The sequence below is a fragment of the Oribacterium sp. P6A1 genome, assembly GCF_000702885.1.
Lineage (GTDB): Bacteria > Bacillota > Clostridia > Lachnospirales > Lachnospiraceae > Oribacterium.
Genome location: NZ_JNKO01000019.1, coordinates 35796 through 58249, shown reverse-complemented (window position 1 = coordinate 58249; position 22454 = coordinate 35796). Strand labels below are relative to the sequence as shown.

The window sequence follows — 22454 nt, the reverse complement described above, 5'->3', positions numbered from 1 at the left end:
CCCCCTCTGTAAGGCAGGTTACCCACGCGTTACTCACCCGTCCGCCACTCGCTCGGTAATCACTAGGTTTCATACCTCGCTCGTTCGACTTGCATGTGTTAGGCACGCCGCCAGCGTTCATCCTGAGCCAGGATCGAACTCTCATCTTAAAATGTTAAGAGCTTACAGCTCTTTAAGTTCTTCCCGTTCAAAACTTAAGCTTGGCTTTTGTTCTGTCCGTTATTCTTTACTGCGAATAAATTCGCTTACGATTTGCATCGTTTCTGAAAATCTAATTCTTAGAATCTTCAGGGTCTGTGTATTAATCGATCTTTGATTTTCAAGGTTCGTTGCTGTGTTTTTTGCAGCTCGATTATACTAGCAAACTGCTTTTCATTTGTCAAACACATTTTTAACTTTTTTAAAGTTAAAACGGAGCAGGAGGGATTTGAACCCTCGCGCCGGTTTTATCCGACCTACACCCTTAGCAGGGGCGCCTCTTCGGCCTCTTGAGTACTACTCCTTCTTATAGTCAATAATTGACTTTTAAACGTTCCCTACCAAGGTTTTATGTCTTTGGGATTCGTTTTACACCGCTTTTTGAGGTGCCTTAGTATATTAACAATCTTTTTAATTTATGTCAATACTTCTTTACATCTATTATTTGCTAAAATCAAAAAATTTTCAGTACAATAAAAGGGGCATACTAATGTATGCCCCTTTAACTTTAAGATTTTAATCATTTAGAATCAATTATTTTCATCTTCTTCCTGATTTCCAATCTCAGACTCTTCAATTTCCCTTTGCATATCAGCTTCTGTAGTAGATTCTCTTACCTTCGCTATAGATGCAATTACAACATTGGAATCCGCCTCTATATTCATGAACTTAACTCCAGATGTATTTCTACCTATGTCCTTTGCATCCTTAAGAGACATTCTTATGATTACACCCTCATTCGTAATAAGCATTATTTCTCTGGATTTATCTGTCAGCTTGAATCCAACGAGATTTCCTGTCTTTTCAGTTATCTTATAACAAATAAGACCCTTACCACCTCTTTTTTGCAGCTTAAATTCAGAAACACTTGTCAGCTTTCCCATACCCTTCTCGGATACCACAAGCACAAAATCTCCCTGACTGATTTTTTGCATACCAACTACAACATCATCATCGGATAAACTGATCCCTCGTACACCAAAAGAGCTTCTGCCTGTTATACGTACATCACTCTCGTTGAAACGTATAGCCATACCATTTCGTGTTCCGATCATGATATCTTCATTTTTATCTATCAGCTTTGCTTCAATAAGACGATCATCATCCCTGAGAGCTATGGCAATCAAACCTGATTTTCTGATATTTGAATACTGAGATATAGGTGTCTTCTTTACAGTACCGTTTTTGGTGGCAAGAAGTAAATACTGATCTGAATCGGCATAATCATCACTTATTGCAAAAGATGCAGTCACATATTCATCCGGAGCCAGCTGAAGAAGATTTACCATTGCAGTACCTCTTGATGTGCGTGAAGCTTCGGGAATCTTGTAAGCCTTTATTCTAAAACAGCGTCCCATGTTTGTGAAGAACATAATGTAATGCTTATTTGTTGTCATAAACAAATCTTCAATTATGTCATCATTTATAGTCTGCATTCCCTTTATGCCCTTGCCACCTCTGTTCTGCTGTTTGAAATTCTCAGGTGACATACGCTTAATGTAACCCAGTCTGGTTGCTGCAATTACAGTATCGTCATCAGGTATAAGGTCTTCATCATCTATTGAATCATCAAATCCAAATTTTGTTACTCTGTCATTACCGTATTTGTCGGCTATAACATCTATTTCATCTTTTATTACACCAAGCATCTTTTTAGGATTATTTAAAAGCTCATTGTAATATGCGATCTTTCTCTTAAGATCATCATACTCATCCTTAAGCTTTCCTCTTTCAAGTCCTGTTAATGCTCTTAATCGCATATCAACTATAGCCTGAGCCTGTACTTCATCAAATCCAAACTTTACGGAAAGATTTGCCTTTGCCTCTTCAGTATTAGCTGCAGCTCTTATTGTATGTACTATCTCATCTATATGATCCACAGCTTTAAGAAGAGCCTCTAAAATATGCGCTCTTTCCTCTGCTTTATTCAGATCATATCGTGTTCTTCTGTTGAAAACATTAACCTGATGCTTGAGATATTCATCCAAAATCTCCATCAGATTCAATGTTTTAGGCTCACCGTTTACTATACAAAGCATAATTACGCCAAAAGTTGTCTGTAACTGTGTATGCTTGTATAACTGATTCAATACCACATTAGGATTTGCATCTCTTCTAAGCTCGATATTGATCTTTGAAGTGGATCCTTTACCTGAAGCATCATTAATGTATGTAATTCCGTCAATTTTCTTGTCTTTTACTAGTTCTGCAATATTTTCTATAACTCTTGAACGGTAAACTACGTATGGCAATTCTTTTACAACAATACGATGTTTTCCGTTTGGCATAGCTTCAATTTCACATACGGCTCTGAGTTTTATTTTTCCTCTTCCGGTGCGATAAGCTTCTTCTATACCTTTTCTTCCTAGTATGATACCTCCTGTCGGAAAATCCGGACCCGGAATTACCTGCATGATTTCTTCTATGGTGGTTTCTCTATCATTTATCTTATTATCGATAATAAGATCCACTGCCTTTATAACTTCTCTCAGATTATGCGGAGGAATATTGGTTGCCATACCTACAGCAATTCCTGTTGCTCCGTTTACAATCAAATTTGGAAATTTTGCCGGAAGTACCTCCGGTTCATCATACTCATTTGAAAAGTTAGGCATAAAATCAACAGTATCCTTATTGATTCCTGCCAACATTTCTCCGGCGAGCTTTGACATTTTTGCCTCAGTATAACGCATGGCAGCCGGAGAATCTCCATCATCAGAACCAAAGTTTCCCTGTTTATCCACCAAAACATGGCGCATCGACCAGGGCTGACCCATATATACAAGTGCTCCGTAAATAGATGAATCTCCATGAGGATGGAATTTACCCATACATTCACCTACGATTGTTGCACACTTTTTTGTTTTCTTATCCGGTGTTACTCCCAAAGTCTGTAAAGAATAAAGAACTCTTCTCTGTACAGGCTTCAGTCCATCTCTAATATCCGGGATAGCTCTTGATACAATTACGCTCATGGCATAATCAATATAAGAGTTTTCCATAGTCTTTTTGAGATCTACATCCTGGACCTTATCAAAAACATTTGGCTCCAAAATTTTTTCCTCCAAATTACTTTGTTAAAACGTATAAAAAATATAAGTTAGTTTCGAACTATCTTTATACATCAAGATTTGTTACATACTTCGCATTTTCTTCAATGAATTCTCTTCTTGGTTCAACCTGATCACCCATAAGTGTTGTAAATGTTACATCCAGATCAGCCTTATCATCATCAACCATATTTACACGAAGGAGAGTTCTGGTCTCAGGATCCATGGTTGTTTCAGCAAGTTCTTCAGTATCCATTTCACCAAGTCCCTTGAATCTTGATACATCTGCACCTTCAGCACCTATCTGCTTAAGGACATTCTGATATTCCTCATCCGAGTAACAATAATAATGCTTTTTATTCTTTGTGATATTAAAAAGTGGTGGCTGTGCAAGATAAACATGTCCCTGCTTAATAAGCTCAGGCATAAAATTGTATATAAATGTCAACATCAATGTTGCAATATGAGCACCGTCGACATCCGCATCAGTCATGATAATTATCTTGTTATATCTTAATTTTGTAATATCAAAATCTTCTTTTATTCCGGTTCCGAAGGCTGTGATCATTCCCTTGATTTCTTCATTTGCATAGATCTTATCAAGTCTTGCCTTTTGAACATTTAAGACCTTACCTCTAAGCGGAAGTACTGCCTGTGTATTTACATTTCTTCCGTCCTTTGCAGGTCCAAGGGCTGAATCTCCCTCTACAATAAAGATCTCACATTCATTTGGATCTTTAGAGTTACAATCTACAAGTTTTCCAGGAAGTCCTACTCCATCCAATGCAGATTTTCTTCTTGTAAGATCTCTGGCTCGTCTTGCAGCTGCTCTTGCTCGCTGGGCTAATACTGATTTCTCGCATATTGCCTTTGCAACACTAGGATTCTGCTCAAGAAAATATGTCAGCTGCTCACTTACTATTCCCTGAACAGCAACCTGTGCCTCAGAATTTCCCAATTTCTGTTTTGTCTGACCTTCAAACTGAGGATCTCCGATTTTTACTGAAATAACTGTAGTTAATCCTTCACGTATGTCATCACCGCTTAGATTTGGCTCGGAATCCTTTAACAGCTTATTTTCCCTTGCATAATCATTTAATGTTTTTGTCAGTGCATTTTTAAAACCTGTTAAATGTGAACCACCATCCGGAGTATTGATATTGTTTACGAAAGTATATGTGTTTTCAGAGTATGAGTCATTATGCTGCATTGCAACCTCAACAAAAACACCCTCTCTCTCACCTTCACAATAAATGACATCAGAATAAAGAGGATCCTTACCCTTATTCAGATAAGTCACAAATTCCTTTATTCCACCCTCATAATGGAATATACTTTCATGTTTTTGTTCATCTCTTTCATCACGTAAAGTTATCTTAAGAGCCTTTGTTAAAAATGCAGTTTCACGTAATCTTATTTTTAATGTTTCAAAACTGTATACTGTTTCTTCAAAAATCTGAGGATCCGGAAGGAAATGTACTTCTGTTCCATGCTTTTCAGGATCACAATCACCTATGATAGTCATATCCTGAATAACTTTTCCTCTTTCAAACTTCATGTTATAAATTTTTCCGTTCTTAAAAACAGAAACTTCCAAATGTTCTGAAAGAGCATTAACAACAGATGCACCTACACCATGAAGTCCACCTGAAACTTTATATCCTGAACCACCGAACTTTCCACCTGCATGTAATACTGTGAACACTACCTCAAGAGCAGGTTTACCGGCTTTTTTCTGTATATCAACCGGTATTCCTCTTCCATCATCTCTTACTGTTATGGAATTATCTTTATTTATGATTACCAGAATACTATTACAAAATCCGGCAAGAGCTTCATCAACTGAGTTATCCACAATTTCGTAAACCAGGTGATGAAGTCCTCTGATGGAGGTAGATCCGATATACATACCGGGTCTTTTTCTTACAGCTTCAAGTCCTTCAAGAATCTGAATTTGATTTGCATCATAATCAGACGAGCCTTTCATGAGCTCTTCTTCTCTTAACAAATCTTCATTTTCATTTCTTTCAATTGCCATTTATTTTTCCTCATAAAATCCTATACAGGAATAATGTTTTTATCATTTACATTCGTAACTGTACCATTTACCACATGAAACAATTCATCGATATGAAAACGATTATTCACAAAGTCATCAAGTCCTGTACAAGTAATAATATTTTGTGTATCACTCAATAAATTCAAAAGATAATTCTGTCTCTTGGAGTCAAGCTCCGATAAAACATCATCCAATAAAAGGATCGGATCATCATCTATCTTTTTTCGTACCAGCTCTATCTCGCTTAATTTTAATGCCAAAGCAGCTGTTCGCTGCTGGCCTTGAGAACCGAATTTTCTTATATCTTTATCATCGATCATGAAAAGCAGATCATCTTTATGTGGACCTGCCAAAGTTATCTGCTGCTTCAATTCGGATTCCCGTACTCTCAATAGTTCAATTTGAAAATTTTCAATTGAAACATTTGCGTCATAAGTAATCTTTAATCTCTCAACACCGCCTGTCAGCTGATGATGGATATCAATGATTATATCTTTAAGCTCTTCAATGAAATCTTTTCTGATTTCGATAACCTTAGATCCATATTTTATAAGCTCTTCATCCCATACAGATAAAGTATCCATAAGAGAAGGTTTGAATTTTATGTCTTTTAAAAGCTTATTTCTCTGATTTAACGTTTTATTATATCTTGCCAGATTATATAAATAAACTTTATCAAGCTGACATAATTCCAAATCCATAAATCTGCGTCTTACTGCAGGTCCGTCTTTAATAAGTCCAAGATCCTCCGGACTGAAGCTTACTATATTTGCCAGTCCGAAAAGCTCTGAAGCTCTATGTATAGGTATCTCATCTATTGCTATTCCCTTAGATTTGTTTTTCTTGAGATGCATATCTATACGGTAAGGAACACTTCGTTTCCTTACTTCCATCTTGATATGAGCTTCATCGTTACCGAACTGTATAAGATCCTTATCTCTGGCTGAACGATATGATTTAGCTGTAGATGCCAGAAATATGGATTCAAGTACATTTGTTTTTCCCTGAGCATTATCTCCGAAAAAAATATTTGTCCCTGGGCTTAATTTTACTTTTAATGACTGATAATTTCTGAAATTTTTCAGTTCTAATGATTCTATTATCATTTACAACTTACACTGCATCTGAATTAAAATTTACCGGAAGGATCATATAATTATATGTCTTTTCGTCATCTCTAATAAAGCACGGAGAACGTGGAATTGACATGTATATTGATACTTCCTCGTCTTCGATATTTCTGAGTGCGTCAACCAAGAACTTAGGATTGAATCCTATCATAAGATCATTTCCGATCTTCTTGATGGCAACTTCAGCATCCATAGTTCCTAAATCTGTATTGATTTTAAGACCCATTACATTCTCTTCAATCTTGAGAACAAGCGGCTGCTTATCGTTATCTCTTACAAAAATTGTGGATCTGTCCAGACAATCAAGAAGATTCTTTCTGTTTACAACGATTTTTGTTTCATAATCCTCTGATAACATCTGAGCTACGTGGAAATATTCTCCGTCAATAAGTCTTGTGACTACCAAAGTATTATTAAACTCAAACATGATATGATTTCTTGAGAAATATACAACAACCTCATCATATATTCCTCCGCTGAGAATCTTTACAAGTTCATTTAATGCTTTTCCAGGTACGATGGCCTTGGCAGATTCATATGACTGATTGAGTTTTACCTGTCTTATGGAGATTCTGTGTCCGTCCAATGAGGTTACTGTAAGGTTATCATCTTTAATTTCAAAGAGTTCACCCGTCATTTTTTTATTGTTGTCATTGACAGCAATTGAGAAGATAGTCTGTGAAATGATCTGCTTCAAAGTATATTGTGAAAGAGAAACAGATTGAGTCTTATCTATCTTTGGAAGTGCTGTGAATTCGTTACCATCACGTCCGGCAATTTTAAATACTGAATTTTCACATGTAATTATTGTATTGTTTCTTGCATCTGTTTCAATTGTTACCTGCATATCATCAGATTCAGGTAATCTTCTTATAATTTCTGAAAAAATCTTTGTTTCAAGGGCTACTTTTCCGGGTTCTACTATTGTGCCTTCACAAACAGTCTCAATTCCGAATTCAGTATCATTTCCTATAAGCTGGATTTTTCCGTTCGAAGAATCCATTAAGATACATTCCAGTATTGACATGGTTGTTTTTGAAGGTACGGCTTTTGAAACAATATTTATAGCATTAGTCAGATCATTTTTCTTGAACTGTAATTTCATAATCAGGCCTCTCTTATATTATTTAATAATTATAATTCTTAGTATTACTAATAGGGGATGTGGAAATGTGAAAAAGTCATTTCTACGGCTCTATCATTGGGTTCTTTCACTTTTATAACTATGTTGATATCAGTTTTACAGAATGTTTATAAAAAGATTTCTACGGAGATATCTTTTTGCGCAATGTTTCAATTGTGGATTTCAATTGTTCATTTGTGCGTAATTCTGTGGATATCTTGTCGATACCGTGCATTATAGTGGTATGATCCCTGCCTCCAAGGTATTCTCCTATATTCTTTAGAGGAGCATCGGTCATATTTCTGCAGAGATACATGGCTATCTGCCTTGGAAATACGATTTCTTTGTTTTTTTTCTGTGAGGCTATCTCTAAATTAGTGATTCCAAAATGCTCAGCTACTGTAGATATGATCAATTCAGGTGTTATTTCTTTAGGACCTTCAGGTGTTATGTGATCCTTCAGCAGTCCTTCAGCCAGTGAAAGCTCTATAGATTGACCTTTTAGTCGTGAATAAGCAACTATTTTTGTCAATGCTCCTTCAAGTTCCCTGATATTGGATTTAATATTGGTAGCTATATATTTGATGATCTCATTGTCAATGTTTACATGCATGAGTTCTTCTTTTTTACGAAGAATAGCCATACGTGTTTCGAAGTCCGGCATCTGTATGTCTACTATAAGTCCGACTTCGAATCTGGATCTAAGTCGATCTTCCAGGTTATCTATGTCCTTCGGAGGCTTATCTGAAGCGATTACTATCTGCTTTTTGGTTTCATACAGGGTATTGAATGTATGGAAAAACTCCTCCTGTGTTCCAGGTTTACCGACTATAAACTGAATATCATCTATTAATAGAACATCCAGTTCCCGGTATTTGTTTCTGAAGTCGTCCGGAGTTATGTTGTTCTTGTTTCTTATTGAATCTACGAAATCATTCATGAAGGTTTCAGATGTAACATAACGGATCTTAGCTTTCGGATTGTTCTTCAATATGAAGTGAGCAATTGAATGCATAAGATGGGTTTTTCCAAGTCCGGCACCTCCGTAGATATATAACGGGTTATACATTTCACCCGGAGATTCTGCTACTGCAAGAGAAGCAGCATGTGCGAGATTATTGCTGGAACCTACAACGAATGTATCGAAGGTATATTCTGCATTAAGATTGGCCTCTTTCAGAGTTTCTTCCAATATAATATTGGAGTCTCTTTTATCATTTCTGGCGCCCTGAAGCTTCTTAACGTATTCCCGCGCATCACTTTCTACAAAGAAGCGAACCTCTACGGAAATATTGGTCTTTTCCTCGATAGCTACCTTCAGGAAAAGCGAATATTTTTTTTCCAGTACTTTAATAAATCCTTCTTCAGGTACAATTATCAGCAATTCACCGTTTATGAAGTCAAATATTTTCAATGGTCTTAACCATGTATCAAACGATATCTGCAATATATCATGATCTTCTTTGATGATCTGTAAAATTTCATCCCAGTTGTTGCGTATGGTTTCAAAATGACTCATGTGAGGTCTCCTTAAAGATAAAATCACAAAATAAAGTATAACAGAGTGTGGATAAAAATTCAATCTTGGGTGTGGATAAGTGTAATACACATGATGTTTTCCACAGTATTTATCCATAAAAACACGGTAAATAGAGATTTGTTATAAACAATGTATCCACTTATCCACATACTTGTGCACATAATGTGGATTAATGTCTATACTGTGGAAATGTGCATAAAAATGTTGATAAAATTACAAAAAAATTCATTGACGAAAAATAAGTCCTTCTTTATAATATACAAACGATGTTTACCCTAGATCTGGAGATACTTCAGGACTAAGGGCTATTAAGGAGTCCAACATTGAAAACTAAAAATCAATGGAGTCCTGAAAGATTATCAGAAAAGGAGGTGTCAGTATGCATAAGGGAAAGATGACATTACAGCCTAAGACAAGACAGAGAGCCAAGGTTCATGGATTTAGAGCAAGAATGGCTACAGCAGGCGGAAGAAAGGTACTGGCTGCCAGAAGAGCAAAAGGTAGAGCAGCATTAACAGTATAATAATTAGTGAATTATGATTGAGACCGCTTTTTATCAGCGGTCTTTTTTCATGTTAAAATTAAGAATGTGGGGTTTGAAAAATGAAGCGTTTTCCTTCTGTTAAAAAGAATAAGGATTTTCAGATTACCTACAAAAATGGTAAGTCTCATGCCACAGGTGCTCTTGTAATGTATATTATGGATAATGGCCTTAAATATAACAGGATAGGTATTTCCTGTTCAAAGAAGATAGGAAATTCTGTAGTCAGACATACTTTTGCACGAAAAATGAGAGAGATCTTCAGATTAAATGACTATAAAATAAAAAAGGGTGTAGACATCATCGTAGTTATTCGTTCAAAAGCAAATTTTTGCGATTATAAGCAGTTGGATTTGCAATATAACAATCTTTTAGACAGGCATCATATCTTGATATAAACGATATTAATCGTATTTTTTGAATTGAAGTGAGTCAATATTGAGTTTATTTTCTTATTATATTTATTTTATTAGATTTGATTAGAAATAGTGAAAGGATGGTTATGATATCTAAATTGATGATTTTTTTAATTAGATGTTATCAAAAAGGTATCTCACCCTATATTGGTGCTCACTGTAAGTATACTCCTACATGTTCTCAATACGCCATTGAGGCAATAAAAAAGTATGGTTGTATTAAAGGTACATTGTTGGCCACCTGGCGCATCCTTAGATGTAATCCTTGGTCAAAAGGCGGTTATGATCCTGTTCCTTAACCGGAGGTAATCCTTGGACACTTTAAATTTAATATTGTTAACGAAAAATACATCGGCCCTTCCGATTCTTGGTCCTGTATGGAATTTGATAGTAAGCGTTCTTGGTGCAATTATGAATACAATTTATAATTCCCTTGAATATGTTGGAATCGGAAATATAGGTCTTGCCATCATTATATTTACTATTGTGATGAGAATCATTCTTTTCCCAACAAGTTTTCGTCAGCAGAAATCATCTCGAATGATGCAGCTTATGCAGCCAGAGATGAAGGCTATTCAGGAAAAGTATAAAAATAAAACTGATAATGCATCTATGATGGCACAACAGGAAGAGATGAAGGCACTTTATGAAAAGTACGGTACATCCATGACAAGCGGATGTTTACCTCTTTTACTTCAGATGCCGATCATTTTTGCACTTTATCGTATCATAATGAATATTCCTGCTTATGTTCCTTCTGTTTATACAATTTATGAAAATGTATTAAACGCTATCGGAGGATCATCTGCAGCTCAGAAGTTGGTTGATTTCGGTACAAGTAATAAGCTTGAATCAATTTTAAAACAGCTGAATAATCTTGGTGTTGGTGAAAATTCAACATACACTGCAGAACAGATTTCAAATCTGATCATCGATTTTCTTTATAAACTTAATCCTGCTCAGTGGGATAGTCTTGCTATTACATTTCCTGATGCTTCCGATAAGATTGCATTGGCTGCTTCTCAGGCTGAGAAAATCAATAATTTCTTAGGAATTAACCTTTCTACAGCACCAAGTTCTATGGGGTTTGTACCAAATGTTTATTGGATTATTCCTATTTTAGCCGGAGTTTTTCAGTATCTAAGTACCAAGCTCATGTCCAGCACAAATCAGGCTATGGCAGAAGGTAATGATCAGTCTGCACAGATGATGAAGAGTATGAATCTTATGATGCCACTTATGTCTGTATGGTTCTGTTTTACCTTTGCATCAGGTATCGGTTTATACTGGTGTGCTTCTTCCGGAGTTATGATTTTACAGCAGATATTCCTTAACAGTTATTTTAAGAAAATATCTGATAAGGAAATGATAGAAATGTCTCTTGCAAAGGCTAATGCAAAGCGTGCTAAGAAGGGATTACCTCCGATTGATGAGAAGTCTGTTGAAAATCGTATAAAAGCTGCAAAGGAAAGAGCAGAGGTTACAGAGAATAATCGTATGGAAGTAATCGCTAAGCAGAGTGTAAAAACAAAGGAATCCACTGATTATTATAACAATAATGCTGCTCCGGGTTCTTTGGCTTCCAAAGCGAATATGGTTCGTCTTTACAATGAAAAAACAGAAAAGAAGAACAAGTAAAGAGGTAGATTATGGATAATATTAGAGTTTCAGCAAAAACTAAAGATGAAGCTATTACCAAGGCCTTGATTCAGCTTGGTATCACCTCTGACAGACTGAATTATCGTGTTATAGCAGAAGGTAAATCCGGTTTATTTGGTATTGGTGCCAAGCCCTGGTTGATTGAAGCTTCTATTAAAGAATCATCTTCTGAGAATGAAATTAAGAAACTTGAAGCTGATATTGATAAAATTAAGGCTAAAACAGGTTCAGTTGCAGCTAACTCCGGTAAGAAGACTGAAAATAGTAATTTAAAATCATCAACTGATAAGAAAGATGATAAAAGTTCTTTCGAAGAAAAGGATTTATCCTCTAAGAATAATTCTTCGTCAACTGACAAGAAAGATAAACATATACGAAATGACAGAGAAAAGAAGATTCGTAAGCAGGATAAACAGATTAGCAGAGATATTAATTCAAACTCTAATGATGAAATAAAGGATGATACAAAGTATCAGCATGAAATTAAGCCTATTTCAAATGAAGATGCTGAAAATGCAATTCATGATGCTGAACAGTTCATTACCAATGTATTAAGCGGTATGAATATGGTTGTTGAAACCAAATCTGAATTTGATCATGATACAAATGAACTATTGATTAATCTTGTAGGTTCTGATATGGGTGTGCTTATAGGAAAAAGAGGTCAGACTCTTGATTCTCTTCAGTACCTTACTTCACTTGTTGTGAACAAGAATCACAAAGAAGATTATATTCGTATTAAGCTTGATACAGAAGATTACCGTTCAAGACGTGAAGCTACTTTAAGAAACCTTGCCAGAAATATCGCTTATAAGGTAAGAAGAACACGTAAGGCAGTTGCTCTTGAACCTATGAATCCTTATGAGAGACGTATAATACACAGTGCCCTTCAAAATGACAGATTCGTTACGACCAAGTCAGAAGGTGAGGAGCCATTCAGACATGTGATTATTTTTATGAAAAAACGTGACAGAAGAAACTTTTCAAAAGATTCTTCACGAAGAGAGTATCAGAATAATTCACATGCGAACAATGATGTAGAAATTACTGAATAAACAGATTTCCACATTTAACGACAGATTTTCTGAATATTGTGGATAACCCTTAATGTTGATGCATTAAGGGTTATTTTTTTATAAGATTATTAGTGAGCTATATGAAATACTTGCAATTAATATGCGGTACTATTAGAATTAGTTGAGTTTTTAAGTATGTGGATAAACTCTTTCCAAAAGTATAGTAATGGAATTTATAACATTACTAAATGTGAATAAAATACCGTTGTAATTGACTAAATGGAGAAAAAAGATGATAAATGACACAATTTGTGCACTTGCAACAGCTGCAGTAGAATCAGGTATAGGTATTATTAGAATTAGTGGTTCTGAAGCTGTTGATATAGCATCAAAGTTTATCAAATCAAAAAGCGGAAATGATGTAGATATTTCTGAGAGTCATAGAATCAAATATGGATTTGTTTATAAAGATGGGGAACCATTGGATGAAGTCCTTGTAATGACCATGCTTGCTCCTAAATCATTTACAGGGGAGAATACTGTAGAAATCGACTGCCACGGCGGGGTTTTGATGATGCAGAAGATTCTGGAAGTGGCTGTTTTGAATGGGGCACGTCTTGCGGAACCCGGTGAGTTTACTAAAAGAGCTTTTCTTAATGGTCGTATTGATCTTTCAGAAGCTGAAGCAGTTGGTGATATTATCAGTTCAGAGAACGATTTTGCTTTAAAGGCTTCTGTAAATCAGATAAGGGGTTCTGTCTCTGATAAAATTAAGAAATTCAGATCACAAATTTTAGAGGATGATGCTTTTATTGAGGCTGCACTTGATGATCCTGAGCATATCAGTCTTGATGGATTTAAAAATGTTTTGCTTAAACATGTAACAGATATTATAGGTGAGATTGATTATCTTATTTCTTCTTCTGATGATGGCAAAATGTTAAAAGAAGGTATAAGAACTGTTATATTGGGAAAACCGAATGCAGGTAAATCTTCCTTATTAAATATACTTGTGGGCAGTGAGAGAGCAATAGTGACTGATATTGCAGGTACGACAAGAGATACACTTGAAGAACATATTAATTTAAAAGGTATAAGCTTAACGATTGTTGATACTGCAGGTATTAGAGAAACTGACGATACTGTAGAAAAAATTGGTGTAGAAAGAGCTTTGGATGCAGCTGATAATGCTGATTTGATTATCTATGTTGTTGATTCTTCAATTCCACTTGATGATTCGGATTATAGAATTATTTCAAGAATTAAAGAAAAAAATACGATTGTTTTGTTAAATAAAAGTGATCTGAATCAGGTTATTGTCCAAAATGAACTGGAAGCTTTGACACATAAGACTGTAATTCCTATCAGCGCAAAGAATAATTATGGTATAGATAAGCTTGAATCTGAAATTACTTCTATGTTTTTCAGCAGTAAGATAAATTTTAATGATCAGATTATCATAACCAATTTGAGACATAAGAATTGTCTTATAAAAGCTAATTCAGCTCTTCATGAAGTTTTAAATTCAATTAAAGCTGATATGTCTGAGGATTTTTATACTATTGATCTAATGCTTGCATATGAAGAGCTGGGTTATATTTTAGGTGAAGAAGTTTCTGAAGATCTTATTAATGAAATTTTCTCAAAATTTTGTATGGGTAAATAATGTCTGTTTTTAGGAGTTTAAAATATGGCTTTTGTTGAAGAATCTTATGATGTTGCTATAGTTGGTGCCGGTCATGCAGGATGTGAAGCAGCGCTTGCATGTGCGCGTCTTGGTCTTGATACTATTATTTTTACTGTCAGTGTGGATAGTATTGCACTTATGCCCTGTAATCCCAATATAGGAGGCAGTTCAAAAGGTCATCTTGTAAGAGAGCTTGATGCTTTGGGCGGAGAGATGGGTAAAAATATTGATAAAACTTTTATCCAGTCAAAAATGCTTAATAAGTCTAAAGGTCCTGCTGTTCATAGTTTAAGAGCTCAGGCCGATAAACAGTCCTACACCAGAGAAATGCGAAGAACTCTTGAAAATCAGCCTCATCTTACTATAAGACAGGCAGAAGTATCTGAGATTTTAACGGAGGATTTCATGGATGGAAATGCCTCTAAGAAAATTAAAGGTGTAAAAACTACTTCCGGAGCAATATATCATGCTGGGGCAGTAGTTCTTTGTACCGGTGTTTACTTAAATTCAAGATGTTTAACTGGAGATTTAATAGAATATACCGGACCTAATGGTTTAAGAGCTGCAACGCATTTAACAGACTCCTTAAAAAATAACGGCGTACGTATGTTCAGATTTAAAACAGGAACTCCTGCGCGAGTAGATAAACGTACTTTGGATTTTTCTAAGTTTGAGGTTCAAAAGGGCGATGTTCCGGTTATTCCATTCTCATTTTCGACTAAGTTCGAGTCTGTACAAAAAGAGCAGGTTGATTGCTGGCTTGTTTATACAAATGAAAAGACACATGACATTATAAGAAGTAATATAGACAGATCTCCTATGTTTAATGGTTCTATTGAGGGTGTAGGACCAAGATACTGTCCTTCGATAGAAGATAAGGTAATGAAATTTCCTGATAAGGAACGTCATCAAATATTTATCGAACCCGAAGGATTATATACTAATGAAATGTATCTGAGTGGAATGTCTAGTTCTATGCCGGAAGATGTACAGTATGCTATGTATCATTCTATGGATGGGTTTGAAAACGTCCATATTGTAAGAAATGCATATGCAATTGAATATGATTGTATTGATGCGACACAACTAAAGTCTAATCTTGAGTTTATGAATATTGATGGTCTATTTGCTGCAGGTCAGTTTAATGGGTCATCTGGTTATGAGGAAGCTGCTGTTCAGGGATTGATGGCCGGTATAAATGCAGCAATGAAATTAAAGGATAAAGATCCTGTAATTCTTGATAGATCACAAGCTTATATAGGTGTTTTAATAGATGATCTTGTTACCAAAGAGAATTTTGAACCATACCGTATGATGACCAGCAGATCGGAATATCGTTTATTACTTAGACAAGATAATGCTGATATAAGACTTCGTGAAATAGGGCATAAGGTAGGTCTTGTTTCAGATACCGAATATGAAGATACTTGTAATAAGATTGAAATGATCAAAAAGGAAGTTATTCGTCTTAAGAATACTTTTATTGGCAATAGTGATTATGTAAATAGATTCTTAGTAGAACATAATTCAAATCCATTGAATTCCGGTATTTCATTAGCCGAACTTATAAAAAGACCTGAACTTGATTATGAGATAATTAAAGAAATTGATATGGATAGACCTGAGTTACCTTATAATGTCAGAGAAGAGGTTGGAATCGAAATAAAATATGAAGGTTATATTAAAAGACAGTTGTCTCAGGTTGAAGCTTTTAAAAAACTTGAGAATAAGAAGATTCCTTCAGACATTGATTATAATTCTATTTCGAATCTACGCTTAGAGGCACGTCAAAAACTATCAAGAATTAAGCCTGAAAATGTTGGAATGGCAAGTAGAATCAGTGGTGTCAGTCCGGCTGATATAAGTGTATTGCTGGTTTATATTGAATCTTATAAACATAGAAGTGAAAAATAATATAAATTATACTATAATATCCTCCGTAATGTTTCACGTGAAACATTACGGAGGATATTATAGGTAAGAGTAAATTTTTATAGGAAATATATTATATAAAGGAGAGAAATTAATATGACTGAAAGTTTTAGAAATGATCTGATTTTGAATGCTAATAAAATTAATTTAGAACTTAATGACTTAATGATTGAACAGTTATATAAGTTTTATATAATGCTTGTAGAAAAAAATAAAGTGATGAATTTAACAGCAATCACAGAAGAACATGATGTGATTGTTAAACACTTCATAGATTCTATGTGCATTTACAATATGGAATTAGAAGGAAATAGAATCAATAACTCATTTTTGAAGGATAAGTTTTTGATAGATGTAGGTACAGGAGCAGGATTTCCAGGTTTGGTTTTAAAAATCTTATTCCCTGATTTAAATATTGTTTTATCTGATTCATTAAAGAAAAGATTGAATTTTATAGAAGATGTGATTAAGGAACTTAAGCTGGATAAAATAGAATTGGTTCATGGAAGAGCAGAGGATTTAGCACATGATCCAAAGTTCAGAGAGAAATTTGATTTTTCTACTTCTAGGGCAGTTGCAAATTTATCGACACTTACAGAATATGATTTGCCTTTTGTAAAGTTAAACGGTTATTTTATAGCATACAAGTCCGGGAAAATAGAAGAGGAGTTAAATCAAGCAGAGAAGGCAATAAAGATTTTAGGTGGTAAAGTAGAAAATCAGATCCACTTTGTTTTAACAGATGATATATCTGAAAGATCAATAATATTTATTAGGAAGATAAAGAATACAGGAAAAAATTATCCAAGAAAAGCAGGTACTCCTTCAAAATCTCCTTTATAAAGTGATATGAAAAGTGTAGTATCAAATACTAATAAATCTAATTATTCATATTATTATAGATCTATACATGTAAAGATGTTTTATTTTACTAATCATATATAAGTTTTAATAAAAAGAAGACTCAGTCGCTGAGTCTTCTTTTTGAAATAATAAACAATTTAATAAATTGATATATATTATTATCAGCATAAATTGACACTGTAAGTACAATGAAGTAAAATATCGTTGCTAAAATTATATTCTATAATAATTACTATTCTGATGTTTCACGTGAAACATTCTCACATTTTGAATCACAAATCATGTAAAATATAATATATTATATATGTAGGCGGCTTTAAACTATGTTTAAAGTCAAGGCAATCAGTAGATTAATTATCACTAGGTATTAAATTGGGAGAAATATGGGGAGAATAATTGCAATCACTAATCAAAAGGGTGGAGTAGGAAAAACTACAACTGCTATAAATCTGGCAGCTACGCTTGCTGAGGCAAATCAAAGGGTTTTATTAGTAGACTTTGATCCCCAGGGAAATGCTACAAGTGGATTTGGAATAGGAAGAGAAGATGTCAATAATACTATTTACCGTGTATTGACAGGGGAATGCGAAATTGAGGAAGCAATTCTCATGGATGTAATTGAAAACATGGATCTCATTCCGGCGGATATGAATTTAGCTGCCGTAGAAGTGGAATTTGCAGATCAGGATAATAAGAACTTGATTTTAAAAAGTCTTCTTTCAGATTGTATTGAAAAATACGATTATATACTGATTGATTGTCCCCCGAGTCTGGGAACAATTACAGTAAATGCTTTGAGTGCTGCAAGCTCTGTAATTATACCCATACAGTGTGAATATTATGCATTGGAGGGTTTGAATCAGGTTTTAAATACAATTTCAATAGTTAAACAGGGCTTAAATCCTGATTTAGTTATAGAAGGCATAGTATTAACCATGTATGATGGCAGAAATAAATTATCACAGCAGGTAGTGGAAACAGTAAAACAGTATTTTGATGGAAATATATATGAGACACTGATACCAAGAAATGTACGACTGGCAGAAGCGCCTAGTCATGGTTTACCGATAACACAATATGATTCATCCTCTAGTGGAGCAGACAGTTATAGAAAATTAGCGGCAGAAGTAATGAGTAAGGGAGACGCAATTTATGGCTAAGCAGGAACATGGACTCGGAAAAGGATTGGGAGCTATATTTGGAAATACCGGGACAGAAGTAAAAAAACCAAAGAGTTTTAAAACAGTCGCCGAGACAATTGCTGATGGCAGACAAGATAATGTGCATACAAAAAATATAACTAATCATTTTGGTGAATATGAAGTCGCTACAGATGAATTAGATAAAGAAGATTCTGCTATAGATAATATTAAAAATGATGACGAAAATAATGAAGAATTAAATATAGAAGGTGATGGATCAATATTAATAAAATTAAGCAGAATCCAACCGGATAAAAATCAGCCAAGAAAGGATTTTGATGAAACAAAATTACAGGAACTGGCAGATTCCATCAGAGAGTATGGAGTTATTTCTCCAATCGTTGTAAAGGAAAATGGTGCATTTTATGACATTGTAGCAGGTGAAAGAAGATGGAGAGCTGCAAGACTTGCAGGACTCACTGAAATACCGGTTGTCATAAAGAATGTTGATGAGAAAACAAGTCGTGAAATGTCAATAATTGAGAACATCCAGAGAGATGATCTCAATCCGGTGGAAGAAGCTCTGGCATATCAGTCTTTGATAGATGATTATGGGATGACACAGGAGCAGGTTGCTTCAAGAGTTTCTAAGAACAGAACTACAATTACAAATAGCCTTCGTCTGTTAAAATTGGATGATGAGATCTTGGATATACTCAGAGAAGGTCTTATAACACAGGGACATGCGAGAGCTCTTTTGGCAATTGATGATGACGAACTTAGAAAAAAGATAGCTCTGAGGTGTGCAAAAGAGAATCTTTCTGTTCGTGAAATAGAAAATCTCGTGAGACTTGATAAATTATCAAAGGAAAAGAAGAATAATAACTCATCACCTGAAGCAGAAGAATTAAAAAGATTAAAAATAATATATAAAGATATAGAAAATAAGCTAAAGGCAAATTTAGGAACTAAGGTATCTATTGTTCCTAAAAATAAAGATAAAGGTAAATTGGAAATAGAATATTATTCACAGGATGAATTAGATCGTATCTATATGATTCTTAATTCTGTTAGAAATCAGTAAAATAAGGGAGTTTATTGAAATGTTTGATACTGAATTAATTCTACTTGTGATATCCTCTGCAGCATTGCTGGTCGGAGTGATCGCATTGGCAATTTCCGTGAATGCAAACGTAAGATATAAGAAACTGTATAGACAGTATGATTACTTCATGAGAGGTAAAAATGCCAGAACACTACAGGATTTTTTTATTGACCTGCAGAATCAGGTTAACGTTTTGATAGAAGAGGATAGTAAGAATAAAGAGGTAATGAGGATTCTGAATAAAAATATCAGAGCATCATTTCAGAAGTTCGGTTTGATAAAATATAATGCATTCGGTGGAATGGGCGGAAATATGTCATTTGCTATTGCATTACTTGATTATACAAATACCGGTTTTGTTATTAATTCTGTACATTCCAGAGAAGGTTGTTTTTTATACATAAAGGACGTAGATGCCGGAACAACAGAAGTTGAGTTGGGAGCCGAAGAAAGGCTGGCATTGGAACAGGCTTTAGGATATAGAGAGAAAGAACAAAAGTGAAAAAACAAACGATAAACAAAATAAAACGAATTACTATCATGAGCGGCATATTTATTGCTGCTCTTCTTATTTATTTTTTTATTTCCTATTCTTCAATGGAACATTCAAATGAGGTTTACAGCTCAATGGATGAACCAGCTTTACCTGTAATGTATGTAAAGGAAAATGAGTATATGCTTAATCCTATGCATGCATATATCCAGGAAATGGGTAATAATAACGAAAGAGATATGATAACTGTGCTGCCCGAAGACCGTAAACTTGAGCTTATAGTTCAGGAATATGATAACATGGTCATGTCAGCAAAATATGAGATCAGATCCCTTGATTTAAACCATCTGATTGAAAATGGTACGGTGACGAGTATAGATAGAACAAACGGAAATACAAATATTGTATTACCTATACAGAATCTTATAAAAAAAGAGCAGGAGTATATTCTTAAGATAACTCTTGATACAGGAGAAGAATCCTTAAATTACTATACCAGGATATTATGGACTGATCATGACTATACAAAGGATATGGAAAAACTTGCACTTGGTTTTACATCTGCCACATTTGATAAAAATGAGGCAAAATCCATTGCTTCTTATCTGGAAACGACAGAAATAGCTGATAATACAACACTTGCTCATGTAAATCTTCATAATAGTTTCAATCAGATAACCTGGGGAAGTACCGGAATGGAACCATCGGAACACTATTATATGACTTTAAAAGAATTTGATGGTGTAATGAGTGAAATACAGATTTCATACGAGACTAAAATGACAGATGAAAACGGAGAAGAAAAAAGATTTCTAAATGAAGATAATTTTGTTCTGAGATATGATCCAAGCAGAATATATATAATGAACTTCGATAGAAGAACCCATGAAATCTATGAAGGAAATGAAGGAAGTTATGCAAATAAAAAACTGACATTGGGAATCGGCAATGCTGAGGACATAAAAGTATCCAAATCTGAGAATGGCCAGTATATAGCGTTCAAATCTAATAAAGAACTTTGGTTATTGGATCAGGAAAAAGATGCAAAGGTAATAAATATATTCAGTTACAGATCAAAAATTGATGATGTCAGATCGAATTACGGACAGCATGATTTAAAAATACTTAATGTAGATGATAATGGTAATGTAGATTTCCTGATATATGGATATATAAACAGGGGAAGACACGAAGGAAAATGTGGAGTCGTTTATTATACTTACGATAAAGGAAGCGAGACAGTAATTGAGAATTTCTTTATAGCAATGCCTGAGACATTTGAAAAAATAAAAGAGGATATGGAAAAATTATCATATCTTTCAAATGAAAAGATGCTTTATATATACTATGAAAGAAATGTATATGGTATTGATACAAGCAGTTTTGAGGTAATAACTATAGTATCAGGATTGGAAGAAACGGAGCTAATCAGCTCAAACACACATCGATATGTAGCTTATCAGGATCCCGAATCGGAAGATATGTATCATTCAAAAAAAATAACTCTTTTAGACCTGGAGACGAATAAAGCAATAGATATAACAAAGAGTTCATCTTATAAGAGGGTGCTGGGTTTTAATCAGAGTGACCTGATATATGGAATCATAGAACCTGAAATGTCTGAAAACTACACTATGGAACATGATATACCAATAAGTGAGATACATATTGTAGGTCCTGATTCGGAAGAAAAGACAAATTATTCAAAAGAAGGACTGTATTTCACAAATGTTTCGGTAAGCGGACTAAGAATTCAATTTGATAAGATATCAATTAACTCAACCGGCGGATATAAGTCTGAAGGAAATGAAACTATTATATCAAACAAAAAAAATGATGATGAGGCAGCCGGACTTTCAAATTATAACAGCAGTACTTTGGGAAAAGTCTGGTACATTGATGTAAAGGAAAAAGGAAATAAATCATTAAAGAGTTATGCACCAAAGAAGTTCTCGGTAGAACGTGCATCAACAATTGATTTGAATATTACCTCCAAAGAATCCAAAACACCGCTTTTCTACGCATACTCTTTGGGACATTACAGAGGAAAAACTCTAAATTTAAAACAGGCTTATGAACTCATCTATGATGATTATGGTTATGTAACAAATGAAAACGGAGAGATACTTTGGAATAGAGCTAATAAAAATACCATAGTCAAATTAAAAAAATATAATGAAAAGATGTATGATATTATGCCTCTGATTGATAATTTGGGAACCCTAAATGAATATCAGGATTATATCATTTTAAATGCATCGGGTATGGATATGAATTCAGCTTTATATTATTTGAATAAGGGATATCCTCTTATTGCTTTTTTGAATGAAAATATTAACCTGATAATAGGATATGATCAGTTCAATATAACTATGGTTAATACTCAAAATCAGATTGAGACTATAGTTGGAAGAGAAGATGCAGAGGAATTATTCAAGAAAAATAATAATGAGTTTGTAGCAATAATACCAAGATAAAGAAAAAGTATAAAGTAAAGAA

General features: G+C 34.4%; 17 protein-coding genes, 1 tRNA gene and 1 rRNA gene. 12 read left to right on the top strand and 7 right to left on the bottom strand.

All coding sequences use genetic code 11. The features are described 5' to 3' along the window. From T515_RS11900 to dnaA, 7 genes are all read right to left on the bottom strand, one after another. Positions 1 to 149 (bottom strand): 16S ribosomal RNA (locus tag T515_RS11900); the annotation flags it as partial. Positions 150 to 412: 263 nt separating this feature from the next. Then, a tRNA-Ser gene (locus T515_RS11895) sits at positions 413 to 502 on the bottom strand. A 226-nt stretch (positions 503 to 728) separates the two neighbouring features. Continuing rightward, on the bottom strand, positions 729 to 3251 hold the full coding sequence (gene gyrA, locus T515_RS11890) for a DNA gyrase subunit A (protein ID WP_036611391.1): 2523 nt from the start codon (positions 3249 to 3251) through the stop codon (positions 729 to 731). Positions 3252 to 3315: 64 nt separating this feature from the next. Then, positions 3316 to 5235, bottom strand: a complete 1920-nt coding sequence (gyrB, locus tag T515_RS11885) for a DNA topoisomerase (ATP-hydrolyzing) subunit B (RefSeq protein WP_036611422.1) — start codon at positions 5233 to 5235, stop codon at positions 3316 to 3318. Positions 5236 to 5306: 71 nt separating this feature from the next. Then, positions 5307 to 6413, bottom strand: a complete 1107-nt coding sequence (gene recF / locus T515_RS11880) for a DNA replication/repair protein RecF (RefSeq protein ID WP_036611388.1) — start codon at positions 6411 to 6413, stop codon at positions 5307 to 5309. Between the two features lie 7 nt (positions 6414 to 6420). Then, on the bottom strand, positions 6421 to 7542 hold the full coding sequence (gene dnaN, locus T515_RS11875) for a DNA polymerase III subunit beta (protein ID WP_036611384.1): 1122 nt from the start codon (positions 7540 to 7542) through the stop codon (positions 6421 to 6423). A gap of 160 nt (positions 7543 to 7702) precedes the next feature. Continuing rightward, positions 7703 to 9079 carry a chromosomal replication initiator protein DnaA gene (dnaA, locus tag T515_RS11870; RefSeq protein ID WP_036611381.1) on the bottom strand — a complete coding sequence of 459 codons (1377 nt, stop codon included), beginning with the start codon at positions 9077 to 9079 and terminating at the stop codon, positions 7703 to 7705. 400 nt (positions 9080 to 9479) lie between these two features. On the opposite strand from dnaA, the gene rpmH reads away from it, so the two are divergent. The 12 genes from rpmH (at position 9480) to T515_RS11815 (ending at position 22432) form a co-directional block, all read left to right on the top strand. Beyond that, positions 9480 to 9623 carry a 50S ribosomal protein L34 gene (gene rpmH, locus T515_RS11865; protein WP_029201227.1) on the top strand — a complete coding sequence of 48 codons (144 nt, stop codon included), beginning with the start codon at positions 9480 to 9482 and terminating at the stop codon, positions 9621 to 9623. An 80-nt stretch (positions 9624 to 9703) separates the two neighbouring features. Then, on the top strand, positions 9704 to 10039 hold the full coding sequence (gene rnpA / locus T515_RS11860; RefSeq protein ID WP_036611376.1) for a ribonuclease P protein component: 336 nt from the start codon (positions 9704 to 9706) through the stop codon (positions 10037 to 10039). A 104-nt stretch (positions 10040 to 10143) separates the two neighbouring features. Further along, positions 10144 to 10356, top strand: coding sequence for a membrane protein insertion efficiency factor YidD (gene yidD / locus T515_RS17145; RefSeq protein WP_081832808.1), 213 nt, complete (start codon positions 10144 to 10146; stop codon positions 10354 to 10356). 112 nt (positions 10357 to 10468) lie between these two features. Further along, the gene (locus T515_RS11855; protein WP_081832811.1) at positions 10469 to 11695 is read left to right on the top strand and encodes a YidC/Oxa1 family membrane protein insertase; all 1227 of its coding nucleotides are present in this window, start codon (positions 10469 to 10471) and stop codon (positions 11693 to 11695) included. A gap of 11 nt (positions 11696 to 11706) precedes the next feature. Next, positions 11707 to 12771, top strand: coding sequence for an RNA-binding cell elongation regulator Jag/EloR (gene jag / locus T515_RS11850; protein ID WP_081832807.1), 1065 nt, complete (start codon positions 11707 to 11709; stop codon positions 12769 to 12771). Between the two features lie 253 nt (positions 12772 to 13024). Beyond that, positions 13025 to 14398 (top strand): tRNA uridine-5-carboxymethylaminomethyl(34) synthesis GTPase MnmE, encoded by a 1374-nt coding sequence (gene mnmE, locus T515_RS11845; RefSeq protein WP_036611371.1) that lies wholly within the window; start codon positions 13025 to 13027, stop codon positions 14396 to 14398. Between the two features lie 24 nt (positions 14399 to 14422). Further along, complete coding sequence (mnmG, locus tag T515_RS11840; protein WP_036611368.1) at positions 14423 to 16333, top strand: tRNA uridine-5-carboxymethylaminomethyl(34) synthesis enzyme MnmG; 1911 nt, start codon at positions 14423 to 14425, stop codon at positions 16331 to 16333. A 114-nt stretch (positions 16334 to 16447) separates the two neighbouring features. Next, complete coding sequence (gene rsmG / locus T515_RS11835) at positions 16448 to 17194, top strand: 16S rRNA (guanine(527)-N(7))-methyltransferase RsmG (protein WP_036611365.1); 747 nt, start codon at positions 16448 to 16450, stop codon at positions 17192 to 17194. Between the two features lie 404 nt (positions 17195 to 17598). Next, positions 17599 to 18375: a ParA family protein gene (locus T515_RS11830; RefSeq protein ID WP_036611361.1), complete on the top strand. Its 777-nt coding sequence runs from the start codon at positions 17599 to 17601 to the stop codon at positions 18373 to 18375. Further along, the gene (locus T515_RS11825; RefSeq protein ID WP_036611359.1) at positions 18368 to 19441 is read left to right on the top strand and encodes a ParB/RepB/Spo0J family partition protein; all 1074 of its coding nucleotides are present in this window, start codon (positions 18368 to 18370) and stop codon (positions 19439 to 19441) included. Before T515_RS11830 ends, T515_RS11825 begins: the two co-directional genes overlap by 8 nt. Positions 19442 to 19460: 19 nt before the next feature. Further along, positions 19461 to 19964, top strand: a complete 504-nt coding sequence (locus tag T515_RS11820) for a DUF4446 family protein (RefSeq protein WP_051671687.1) — start codon at positions 19461 to 19463, stop codon at positions 19962 to 19964. Further along, positions 19961 to 22432 carry a hypothetical protein gene (locus T515_RS11815; RefSeq protein ID WP_155988369.1) on the top strand — a complete coding sequence of 824 codons (2472 nt, stop codon included), beginning with the start codon at positions 19961 to 19963 and terminating at the stop codon, positions 22430 to 22432. Before T515_RS11820 ends, T515_RS11815 begins: the two co-directional genes overlap by 4 nt. The last annotated feature ends 22 nt before the right edge of the window (positions 22433 to 22454 follow it).